Raw genomic sequence first — 10,655 nt, 5'->3', positions numbered from 1 at the left:
CCAACGCCTTCACTCGGGGATCGGCTATGCGACTCCCCTCGAAGCCTACCGAGAGAAGCAGGCGAACCTGACGCTCGCCGCGTGATCACACCGCGGGACCAGTGTCCAAAATTCGCGGGGCAGCCCACACCGATGTCATCTCCGTGCTGTTCCAAGCCGCGCAACACCTCGATCCGGCACTGCGCGACGATGCCGCGCGCGTGTTCTCCGTCCCGGGCGCGCAGGCCGCTCCCATCCCGGCTTCACCGGCGCCGACCGAGCTCCCGCCCTTCCAGCCTGTGCCGATGCCATCCGCGATCGATTCGCTCGACGAGTTGATCACCGCGTTCACACCCGTGTTGGCAAATACGGCCATCACGCCGCTCGAGGTGGAACTGCTCATGGCGTCGGTGGCCGTTCATGCCGACCGGAACCGTGAAGCGCTGGCCGTGGCACTCGCGCCGCTGCGCGCGACGTATCCTCCGCAGACGATCTACGGCTGGCAGCAGAACACCTTCCCTGGAGCGTTGCGCTGCCTCTTCGACGCCGCGCTGGGAGAAGACCACCGCCAGTCCAAAATCACACGTCTCACCGCGGACGAGGCCACCAACCCCACCATGGTGACCGTCTTACGCATCAACGAACTCACCGACGCGCTCCTCGCCCAACAGCCCGTTCCCTCGCTACTCGCCGCGCCCACCGAGCCCTCGGGCGCAATCGACGCCGATGTCCTGCGTGCACGAATTGCAATGTACGAACAGCGCACGGTCAGCCCGCTCAAGCACGATCTACAGCAAGCGCTGATCCGCGTGAGCGACAGCGCGCGTGACCACATTCGGTCTTCATCCGCCGGCCTGACCGCGCTACCGGCTCCGATGCCGGCTCTCGACGACTACCTCGACCAGGCCAAGACGTACGGCAGAAACCTGATGCCGTACGCGAGACCGCTGGGCATGTCCAGCAGCACCCGGCCCGAGCCGATGCGCCCCGTCGGAGGGGAGGCAACGAGCCCGTACTGGGTCCTGGTACCGCCGTACGACCCTCAGGACAAGATGGCATTCCACAGGAGGTGGAATCTTCAGTGTGATTTCTGGCCGGTATTGCTCCCCCAGCACCCAGAACTCCTCGCCGCGCACGCCATACCCGTCCTCTACCAGCAGGCCAACGGCGAGGACCGAAGCGGACCCACGATCTTCCCCCACCTCGCCGAAACAGCCGGAATCCCCGGCCCCATCACGCACCTCGCCCTCGCCTACGGCCTGACGGCCGAGCGACTGGACAACCGAGTCGCCGCTCAAGATGCCTTCCTCACCCTCGCAGCGCGCGGCATCCTGCAGCCCGCACACCTCGGCCGACTGGCCGCAGAACTCTGGCGCCGCGACATGATCAGACCCAAGCGGCTCATCGCATCACTTCAACAAGCCGAACAGGCCGGAGCCGCCACGCACGTCTTCACGGCCACAGCCGCCGCCATCGACGTCCTCGCCACGACGCCCGACATACGAGACCTACCAGATCTACTCCTGCTCGCCGCGCGCTGTGCGGCCAACGCCGTGGCAGGAGTCACCGAGATCCCCGGGCTCGCAACGCTGGCCACCATGAAAAAGCAGACTCGCGTCGGCCAAGAAGCCAACCGGCTCCTAGAGGCATTGAGCCACAAAACGCGATGACGTGGCTCCCTCCCGCGCGGGTCCACGGCCGGGAGGGAGACCATCGCGGCTTCACCATAACCGACCACAGATCCCCACCCTCAGCCCGCGGTAGACCGGGATGAGGTCGGCGCGCAACTGCTCGCCAGCCAGCGTCAGCCGGACGTTGCGGCTGGTCCGCGCGAACAGCTCGGCCCCGATCGCCCGCTCCTGCTTCTTTATCGCCTGGCTGACCCGGGCCGGCGAGACGTGCAACTGCCCGGCTGTCCGCCCGAAATGCAGCTCCTCAGCGAGCGCCAGGAAGATCTCGATGTCGCGATGCTCCACGTCACTTGCCGCTCGCCACGTCGAGCAGGGCTTGAGTGAACGCATGAATCTTCACGGAGTCGCCATCGGTCAGCCAGGTGACGCCGTAGTCGACGGTCGGGGCGTCGCGGAAGGGTACGAAGACGATGTCGGGACGTGCGTGGTAGAGCGCCGCGCGCACCGTGGACGGCTGGACTCCCTTGTCAGCTCCGATCAGGGACTGCGCTTCCTGGAACGACGCGGCCAGCCGACCGTGTGTGATGGGCCTACCCGACGGCGTGCGAAGCGGCAGATGGAAATCCCGGAAGTAGTCCGGTACCGAGGCGACGCCGATCACCACGCAGTCGCCGTAGTCCTCGATGGAGACCGTCTGGTTCCGGGCGAGCGGGTGGTCGACGGACATCATGAGCGCCCGGGGTTCGCGAAACAGGATCGGGCCGACGACGATGTCCGGCTCTTCGGCCGGCAACTCGGTCAGCTGCAGGTCCAACTCCCGGGTGCGCAGCGGGCCGAAGCGGTCGGCCAGCAGCCGCTCGATGATCTGCACCTCGCAGGCCGGATGCCGCTGGCGGAACACGTCGGCAGCCTTGACGACGAGGTCACCGCACCAGGGCGACGCGAATCCGATCCGGACGACGCCGCTCACGCACCGTGCGGCCGCGGCCGCGCCGGCGATTGCCTCCTGGATCTGCCGATATCCGGCCGCCAGCTCGTCCCGCAGCCGCTCGCCGACCGGCGTCAGCCGGACGTTGCGGCTGGTCCGCACGAACAGCTCTGCCCCGATCGCCCGCTCCTGCTTCTTGATCGCCTGGCTGACCCGGGCCGGCGAGACGTGCAGCAGCTCGGCCGTCCGCCCGAAATGCAGCTCCTCGGCCAGCGCGAGGAAGATCTCGATGTCGCGAAGTTCCACCACACCCCCTTGTGATCGTGAACCGCCAGGTTAACCGATGTTGCATGATCTGTCGTTGATCAGATACCGCCGAGGCAGAAGAATCCTGACATCGACGAGAGGAGGGTCCAACCCATGACATACACCGGCCTCACCAGGCATCGGCTCGGGTAGCGCCGTGAACATCATCGCCTCCACCGTGTCGCTGACCGTCGCGGACGTCGCGGCGTCCAGCCGGTTCCTCAGTACACACCTGGGTTTCCGCGAGGTGACCGTCGCCGAGGGATTCATCCGGCTGGCCCGCGACGACGCGGCCGCCGACATCGAACTCTGGGCCGGCGAGCGGACGCCGACCGGCGCGGTCGTGTCCTTCACGGTGACCGGCATCGCCGCCGAGCACGAGCGCCTGCTGCGGGAGGGAGCCGACGTCACCACGGCTCTGCGGCTGGAGCCGTGGGGTGAGTGGTCGCTGCGGTTGACCGACCCCAACGGCATCGTGATCCAGCTCGTCGAATGGGCACCGCCGGCAGGTTTCTGATCCGGACGTCGTTCCACTCCACCCACATTCCACCATAGAAGGTCTCTGTCATGCATGAAACACCGAAATGCCCCATCCGCCGTGTGCCGCGCCTGGAGCAGGGGGCCTGACCGCCATGACGACACCCACTGGCGCAGCGATCTCGGCCCGCGGGCTGCGCAAGTCCTACGGCGATAAGACCGTCCTGGACGGCATCGACCTGACCGTCCCGGAAGGCACCATCTTCTCCCTGCTCGGCCCGAACGGCGCCGGCAAGACCACAGCCGTGAAGATCCTTTCCACCCTCATCTCCGCCGACCCCGGGAGCGGCGAAGTCCGCATCGGCGGTCACGATCTGGCCGCCGATCCGCAGGCGGTGCGCGCCGCGATCGGCGTCACCGGCCAGTTCTCCGCCGTCGACGGGCTGATCACCGGCGAGGAGAACATGCTCCTGATGGCGGACCTGCACCACCTGCCCAAGCGCGAGGGCCGGCGCACCGCCGCCGAACTTCTCGCGCGCTTCGACCTCGTCGAGGCGGCGAAGAAGCCCGCCTCCACCTACTCGGGGGGTATGAAGCGCCGACTGGACATCGCCATGACCCTGGTCGGCGACCCGCGGATCATCTTCCTGGACGAGCCGACCACGGGCCTTGACCCACGCGCACGACACACCATGTGGCAGATCATCCGCGAGCTGGTCACCGGCGGCGTCACCGTCTTCCTCACCACCCAGTACCTCGACGAGGCCGACGAGCTCGCCGACCGGATCGCGGTGCTTCACGACGGGAAGATCGCCGCCGAGGGCACCGCCGAACAGCTGAAGCGGCTGATCCCCGGCGGGCACGTGCGGCTGCGCTTCACCGACCCGGCCACCTACCAGTCCGCCGCCGGCGCCCTGCCGGAAGCCACGCCGGACGACGCGGCGCTGACGCTGCAGATCCCCAGCGAAGGCAGCCAGCGCGCGCTGCGCGCCATCCTCGACCGGCTGGACTCGGCCGGCATCGAGGCGGACGAGCTGACCGTGCACACCCCCGACCTCGACGACGTGTTCTTCGCCTTGACCGGCCCCGTCCCCCAGGCCGGCGAATCCGGCCTGCCCAGCGAACTGCAGGAGCCTGCCCGATGAGTTCCATGTCCCTGGCCGTCCGCGACTCGTCCACGATGCTGCGCCGCAATCTGCTGCACGCCCGGCGCTATCCCTCCCTGACGTTGAACCTGCTGCTCACCCCGGTCATGCTGCTGTTGCTGTTCGTCTACATCTTCGGCGGCACGATGAGCGCGGGCATCGGCGGCAACCGCTCCGCGTACATCGCCTACGTCGTGCCGGGGCTGCTGCTGATGACCATCGGCAGCACGGTGGTCGGGACTGCGATCTCGGTGTCCAACGACATGACCGAGGGCATCATCGCCCGCTTCCGCACCATGGCCATCCACCGCCCGTCGGTGCTCATCGGACACGTCGTAGGCAGTGTGCTGCAGTCCATCGTGAGCGTCGTCCTCGTGGGGGCCATCGCGGTGGCGATCGGCTTCCGGTCACACGCCACCGCCCTGGGGTGGATGGCGGCGCTCGGGGTGCTGGTGCTGTTCGCCTTGGCGTTCACGTGGATCGCTGTCGGCATGGGCCTGATCAGCCCGAGCGCCGAGGCGGCCAGCAACAACGCGATGCCGTTGATCCTGCTGCCGCTCATCTCCAGCGCCTTCACCCCGATCCACTCCATGCCCGGCTGGTTCCAGCCCATCGCCGAGTACCAGCCGTTCACCCCCGCCATCGAAACCCTCCGAGGCCTGCTGCTCGGCGGCGCGATCGGCCACAACGGGTGGCTCACCGTCGCCTGGTGCCTCGGCCTCACGGCACTCGGCTATTTCTGGTCGACCTCGAAGTTCAACGCCGACCAGAAGTAGAACTCGAGCCCCGCGGCTCTCGCAGGGTCGCGACAGTGCGCCGCCTCGGATGGAGACTTGTTCTCCACCAGGTGCTCATCCCGGCCGAGAACCATGAGCTGACACCACCCCGCGCCTCACATGAGCGCGCCAACGCCGACATCACTCATTCAACTTCAGGAGGAGCACGATCCCGCCCACTTTCGCGAAGGCGAGTTCGCGGCATGTGGGGATGCCCGATCGTCCGAACGTCCCTGCCGACTTCTCATCTGATCATCCGCCAGATACCCTCTGCCGGTGACTTCTGAAGATCAATCAAGGCAGCCGGAACCCGCCGACCAGTCGGAGCCCTCTGAGCGGTTGCCACCGTTCGGAGAGCCTGGTTCGGCCGGCGCCGAGACAGGGCAGCAGGCGCCCGCCCCCGAGCAGGGTTCGGCGCCTGCGCCGGCGGGCAAGCCGAGGCGCACAGGCCTACTGGCCGGCGTCGCGGTGGTGGCGGTACTTGCGGTTGCGGGCGGTATCTACGCGGCGACGTCGGGGAGCGGGAATTCAAGCTCGGCCGATGCCGCCGCCGGGACGGGTGCGGTCGCGAGTACCGCCGCAGCACAGACGTCTGCGACGTCGGCAACGGGTGCCGCGAGCGCTTCGCCCTCGGCGGCCGCGAGCACCGCCGCGGCGCTGAAGATGACCATTCCGTCCGCAGCCGGCGGCCTCACCCTGATGAACAACAGCGTCGGCAACCAGGTGAAGTCCGAGCTGAGCCAGGCCGACAGCTCCCAGGCCGGGCTGGAAAGCGCCCTGTTCGGCGCCTATTCGAAGAGCGCCAGCTCGGGGTACTTCGCCAACCTGACCCTGGTCGAGCTGAGCGACGCCTCGGCGAGCGGATACGAGAGCCTCTACACCAGCATGGGCGCCAACTCCGCGCTGCTCAACATCGACGGGACCGGCGGCCCGACCGGCATCACCCAGGAGACTCCGGCCAACTCCGGCGGCGCGATCAGCTGTGGTGAAGAGACCGAGTCCGACGGCGGGTCGCAGACCCTGCACGTGTGCACCTGGATCGACGCGACCGAGTACGGCCTGGCCGTCTTCCCCTCCACCGTCTCCTACGCGCAGGCCGACCAGTACTCCGTCGCCCTATGGAAGGCCTCAGAGCACAACTGACCGGCGTCGCCCCGATCTCCCCAGCGTCCGTCCGCGCAGCCCGCTCCCGAGGTCGGTTCACAGGCCCCTGATGAACTCTCGGGGTAGTGGGCTGTTGCTCGGGCTGGCGTTCGTCGCCACGGGTGGATCGTGGCTGGACGATGAGCCGGTTCGGCTTCAGCGATACTTGAGAAGGGTTTCGGATCTGGCCACTGATGGTGGGGTCGTTTGATCAGCATCCTCGGTCGACCCAGGCCATGGAGATTCCAGAATGGGCGACGTGGACCTGGTCGAGAAGTTGGATGCCGTGGCTGTTGTCGCTCAGACTCGCCGCGGTGACGACGATGGTGAGGATCAGGCCGAGGGCGTCGGTGAAGATCCCGCGCTTGCGGCTCACGTTCCTTCTACTGGGGTCAGGGCCCTGTCCTCGGGCGGGGACGGCGCCGGCGGTCTTCACGCTTTGGGTGTCCATCACGCCTGCGCTCGGCGCCGGGTCGCGACCGATGCGGATGTCATCGACAGTTCGCCCCGGCACACCAGACTCCAATCGCCGGGGTAGAAGATCAGCACGGCGGGGACCTTGAGCTCGGAGAGCGTGAACTTCTGGTCCCGGCAGCTCCGTCGGCGGAACCCGCACCGCGGCCGAACAGTCCCTCACGCTGACCCCGTCCGGCACCGCCACGGAATCAGTGCTCGCCATCAACCCCGGCAACCAGGCCGGTGCCGTCGGCGCGTCGAGCTCGCTGCAGAAGAGCGGCCTCCTGGTGACCAGGGCTCCGCCACCAGCGGAGCCCTGGTCACCCAGCAGGCCAACACCAGCTCGGCGCTCCAGCAGTGGACCATCAGCTGACGCGGAGTGTAGAGCGCAGAAGGCTGATCTAGCGGGACTTCCGCGAGAACGTAGCGGGAGCGCGGAAGATCAGGTGCCCCTGGCGGCCGCGATGCCGCCAGGGGCGCCGGACAACGGAGTGAAATCGCACATGAGCTACGTCTCGGCACTCGATGTCGGTGGCACCTTCATGAAGGGCGCGGTCATCGGTTCCGATCACGCCCCCGTGGTCCGTCTCCGTTTCCCGACGCCTCGAGCGCACGGTCCCGAAGCCACCACCGCCGCCATCGCATCCGCCCTGACGGACCCTTCACCAAGCAGCCCGAGAGCACGGCCTGACGGTCAAGGCGGCAGGCGTGGCCGTCCCGGGAATCGTCGATGAGACACGCGGACGCGTGCTCTTCTCCGCGAACATCGGCTGGCGCGACACAGACCTCGCCGCCGAAGTTTTCCAACGCCTCCGCACCGGCGACACCACCGCCCACCACGTCTGGCACCAAGCCATCGAAGCACTCGCAACCGCACTGGCCCAGGCGACAAATCTGCTCGCCCCGGAGGTCATCGTCATCGGCGGCGGCCTCGCACAAGCCGGCGAACCGCTCCTCACCCCGCTACGCGCGAGCCTCACCGAACGGCTCACCTTCCAACGCCTACCGAAAGTCGTACCGGCACAACTCGGCGACGAGGCCGGCTGCCTCGGCATCGGACTATTAACTCTCGAGCACATACTGGAACCCCCTGCCTGAGATGCCGATCACCTTGCGCAACCCGCTGCCGCGATGGTCATTCCGCACGGTTCCAGCTCCCCCGCAACTCAGGCGTGCTCCCAGCGAGCTGCGAGCTGGCGTAGCGGAGAGATACATCCATACGGGCAGGTCATCCGTGGTCCAGGTGCCGACGATCGAGGCGGGCACGAGTCCCGAGATGCGGCGCCGTTCCCGCCGTGTGAGCCTGGAGGCAGAACTCTCGGGTATGTCGCCCGACCCTACGCGAGGGAGTGCGAAGATGACCAGCAACGCCACCGGACCGCCGAGGAATACCGACGCCTCCCTGCGGCCCTTTGCCACCGGTTGGACGGTCTTCGCCGCAGTTCTGATGTTCTTCGGCGGCGTCATGGCGATTCTCCAGGGGATCACCGCCATCGCCAAAGACGACCTGATCGTCGTCACGCGCAACTACGCCTACATGCTGAACCTGACCAGTTGGGGCTGGATCCACCTCATCCTGGGCTTCCTCATCGCCCTGACCGGCCTGGCCCTGTTTACAGGGGCCGTGTGGGCGCGCATCATCGGCATCGCCGTCGCCGGGCTCGGAATGATCGCCAACTTCCTCTGGCTCCCCTACTACCCGTTCTGGGCCATCCTGCTGATCGCCATCGACATCTTCATCATCTGGGCGTTGTGCGCCGGGATGAGGAAAGAGCTAGGGGAGCACTGATTCATCGACTCGGCACGGCCGGTACCCCGGTACCGGCCGTGCTCGATGTGCGCCGAGCGGAGTACACGGCGACTCCGGTTCCGGGTCGGCCAGAGCAGAGACGTCTGGGGAGCCGCGGAAGGGCGAGCAACCGAACCGCGTTCCGCAACGGTCATCGTGACAAGACCCTCACGACGCAGGTCGGCGACCTGGACCTGTCGATCCCCAAGTTACGGTCGGGAAGCTTCTTCCCGGTGCTGACCGCGTTCCGCACCCGGCCCTTGGACCACGTCCGATTCCCCTCATCTACCTCGACGCGGCCTACTGCAAGGCCAGGGTCGAGCACCAGATCGACTCCCGGGCCGTGGTCATCGCCACCGGAATTACCGAGAACGGCGGCCGCGAGGTGCTCGGCGTGATGGTCGGCGACGGCGAGACCGAACTGTTCTGGACCGAAGTCCTCCGTCTCCTGCGCGAACGCGGCCTGACCGGCGTCCGGCCCGTCATCGGTGACCACCACCTCGGCCTGATCAAAGCGATCCGCAAGGTCATGCTCGGCGCCGCCTACCAGCGATGCAGGGTCCACTTCCTGCGCAACACCCTTTGCCGTGACCAGCAAGGAAGCCGGCGAGATGGTCTCCGCGGAGACGGTCCGCAGCCAGCTCGACACGGTCGCCGACATGCCCGGCAAGCAGTTCCCGAATCTCAAGGTCATGCTGCTGCTGGACGCGAAGGACGACCTGACCGCGTTCGCCGCCTTCCCGGAGCGAGATCGGAAGAAGATCCAGTCGACCAACCCGCAAGAGCGGATCAACCGCGAAGTCAAACGCCGCACCGACGTCGTCCAGGCCTGCCCCAACGACGACGCGCTGCTGTGGCTGGTCACCGCGGTGCTCTTCGAGCTACACGACGAGTGGATCGCCTTCCCCCGCCGCTACCTGCCCGAGGGCAGCGTGGACCAGCTCTACCCCGAGCTCCCCGAAAACGCCCCCGCGCTACCCACCACCACGAACACGCCCGCCGGTTGATCAGCTACACAACAACAAGGGCGTGCCCCGGTGCCCGGCTGTCAGAACCCACCCAAGCCCTCCAGGTACTGAGCTGCTCGCCGTATGCCCGGCGCCAGATCGGCGATCCCGGCGACGATCCTGCACATCTCCTGAGCTGCGTCCGGAACATCTGCCCATGCCTGGGGACCTCTGAACAGCGCGGCGGAGAGCAGATCACCGGGATAGAGGTCGCCTTCCACCATCGGATCGACGCGGAGCATCTCGACTGCCAAGGGCAGCAGATATCGCAAGCTCAGGCCCTGGCTGATGAGCAGCCGCAGTTCTTCCGGTCCCAGCATGCCGATCGGTCTGCGGCGCACTTCGTGCACCGTAGCGACGAGGCGGGTCACTTCGCCGCGCGGCTCGGGCCAGGCTCCTTCGAGCTGTTCGAGCGAGAGCGAACGAGGATCAGGCGTGTTCACAGCCAGATCATCGCATCGTGGGACGCTCCCGACTGATTCTCTGCGGCTGGCTGGCGGCGCGGGTCGGACTTTGGGCATGGACTAGCCCTACCCCACCGAACCACCCGAAAGCACCCCCGCGCTACCCAACACCACCGCCGCATGATCGGCTACACCACGCCAAGGGACGTGTCCCATACCCGAACGGGCTACATCAGCGAGCGACACTCTGAACAGCCGATCGTCACGCATGTTGCGGTACTCCGCTGCGGTACCGCCGTCCGGAACTACTGAGCCCTCCGCCCGCCCCGGCGTCGAGACGCTTCGGCGACGGTCGACCCAGCCGAAAACACCAGTGGCAAGGTGAATGCCTCCGCCTCTGAAGCCCACACCGTGCGGTCGTGCATCGCCTCTGAAGCCCACACCACGCGGTCGCGCAACATATGCGCCATCACGATGTCTATCGCCAGTGACGGCGGACGTGGAAGAGTCGTGGTGGGCGGACATGTGAGTCCCGATCCGCGGACATGAGAAGTCTAGGTAGGCGGCCGTCTGTAGCCGCGTGGTGACCGTGCGAGTTCCCGCCTTGATCCGTT

Annotated in this window: 11 protein-coding genes and 2 pseudogenes; 8 read left to right on the top strand and 5 right to left on the bottom strand. The window is 67.1% G+C overall.

Annotated features, from left to right (window positions below; translation table 11 throughout):
• Nucleotides 1–101: 101 nt before the first annotated feature.
• Nucleotides 102–1,649, top strand: a complete 1,548-nt coding sequence (locus KDL01_RS45620) for a DUF7825 domain-containing protein (protein WP_212532847.1) — start codon at nucleotides 102–104, stop codon at nucleotides 1,647–1,649.
• Between the two features lie 69 nt (nucleotides 1,650–1,718).
• Here the strand turns inward: KDL01_RS45620 and KDL01_RS34265 are convergent.
• Both KDL01_RS34265 and KDL01_RS34260 read right to left on the bottom strand, forming a co-directional pair.
• A pseudogene (locus KDL01_RS34265) lies at nucleotides 1,719–1,955 on the bottom strand (LysR family transcriptional regulator); the annotation flags it as partial.
• Nucleotide 1,956: 1 nt separating this feature from the next.
• Complete coding sequence (locus tag KDL01_RS34260) at nucleotides 1,957–2,844, bottom strand: LysR family transcriptional regulator (protein WP_212532845.1); 888 nt, start codon at nucleotides 2,842–2,844, stop codon at nucleotides 1,957–1,959.
• 157 nt (nucleotides 2,845–3,001) lie between these two features.
• Between KDL01_RS34260 and KDL01_RS34255 the strand changes: the two genes are divergently transcribed.
• The 3 genes from KDL01_RS34255 (at nucleotide 3,002) to KDL01_RS34245 (ending at nucleotide 5,242) form a co-directional block, all read left to right on the top strand.
• Nucleotides 3,002–3,361 (top strand): VOC family protein, encoded by a 360-nt coding sequence (locus KDL01_RS34255; protein ID WP_212532844.1) that lies wholly within the window; start codon nucleotides 3,002–3,004, stop codon nucleotides 3,359–3,361.
• A 115-nt stretch (nucleotides 3,362–3,476) separates the two neighbouring features.
• Nucleotides 3,477–4,466 (top strand): ATP-binding cassette domain-containing protein, encoded by a 990-nt coding sequence (locus KDL01_RS34250; RefSeq protein ID WP_212532843.1) that lies wholly within the window; start codon nucleotides 3,477–3,479, stop codon nucleotides 4,464–4,466.
• Nucleotides 4,463–5,242, top strand: a complete 780-nt coding sequence (locus tag KDL01_RS34245; RefSeq protein ID WP_212532842.1) for an ABC transporter permease — start codon at nucleotides 4,463–4,465, stop codon at nucleotides 5,240–5,242. Before KDL01_RS34250 ends, KDL01_RS34245 begins: the two co-directional genes overlap by 4 nt.
• 500 nt (nucleotides 5,243–5,742) lie before the next feature.
• Here KDL01_RS34245 and KDL01_RS34240 read toward each other — a convergent pair whose 3' ends face one another.
• Nucleotides 5,743–5,913: a hypothetical protein gene (locus tag KDL01_RS34240; protein ID WP_212532841.1), complete on the bottom strand. Its 171-nt coding sequence runs from the start codon at nucleotides 5,911–5,913 to the stop codon at nucleotides 5,743–5,745.
• Between KDL01_RS34240 and KDL01_RS34235 the strand changes: the two genes are divergently transcribed.
• Nucleotides 5,906–6,385 carry a hypothetical protein gene (locus KDL01_RS34235; RefSeq protein ID WP_212532840.1) on the top strand — a complete coding sequence of 160 codons (480 nt, stop codon included), beginning with the start codon at nucleotides 5,906–5,908 and terminating at the stop codon, nucleotides 6,383–6,385. The two genes, KDL01_RS34240 and KDL01_RS34235, sit on opposite strands and share 8 nt — an antisense overlap.
• Nucleotides 6,386–6,596: 211 nt before the next feature.
• Here KDL01_RS34235 and KDL01_RS46200 read toward each other — a convergent pair whose 3' ends face one another.
• The gene (locus tag KDL01_RS46200) at nucleotides 6,597–7,064 is read right to left on the bottom strand and encodes a transposase (RefSeq protein ID WP_368861709.1); all 468 of its coding nucleotides are present in this window, start codon (nucleotides 7,062–7,064) and stop codon (nucleotides 6,597–6,599) included.
• Between the two features lie 485 nt (nucleotides 7,065–7,549).
• Here KDL01_RS46200 and KDL01_RS34220 point away from each other — a divergent pair, with 485 nt between their 5' ends.
• The 3 genes and pseudogenes from KDL01_RS34220 to KDL01_RS46870 all read left to right on the top strand — a co-directional run.
• Nucleotides 7,550–7,939: an ROK family protein gene (locus KDL01_RS34220; protein ID WP_212532838.1), complete on the top strand. Its 390-nt coding sequence runs from the start codon at nucleotides 7,550–7,552 to the stop codon at nucleotides 7,937–7,939.
• 259 nt (nucleotides 7,940–8,198) lie between these two features.
• Nucleotides 8,199–8,630 (top strand): DUF7144 family membrane protein, encoded by a 432-nt coding sequence (locus tag KDL01_RS34215; RefSeq protein WP_246577401.1) that lies wholly within the window; start codon nucleotides 8,199–8,201, stop codon nucleotides 8,628–8,630.
• 122 nt (nucleotides 8,631–8,752) lie between these two features.
• A pseudogene (locus KDL01_RS46870) lies at nucleotides 8,753–9,637 on the top strand (IS256 family transposase); the annotation flags it as partial.
• Between the two features lie 41 nt (nucleotides 9,638–9,678).
• Here the strand turns inward: KDL01_RS46870 and KDL01_RS34200 are convergent.
• Nucleotides 9,679–10,080 carry a contact-dependent growth inhibition system immunity protein gene (locus KDL01_RS34200; RefSeq protein ID WP_212532835.1) on the bottom strand — a complete coding sequence of 134 codons (402 nt, stop codon included), beginning with the start codon at nucleotides 10,078–10,080 and terminating at the stop codon, nucleotides 9,679–9,681.
• Nucleotides 10,081–10,655 lie beyond the last annotated feature (575 nt).

The organism is Actinospica durhamensis, from assembly GCF_018139695.1.
GTDB lineage: Bacteria > Actinomycetota > Actinomycetes > Streptomycetales > Catenulisporaceae > Actinospica > Actinospica durhamensis.
Note: the sequence above shows the minus strand (reverse complement) of the source record. Positions and strands in the feature narration are given on the sequence as shown.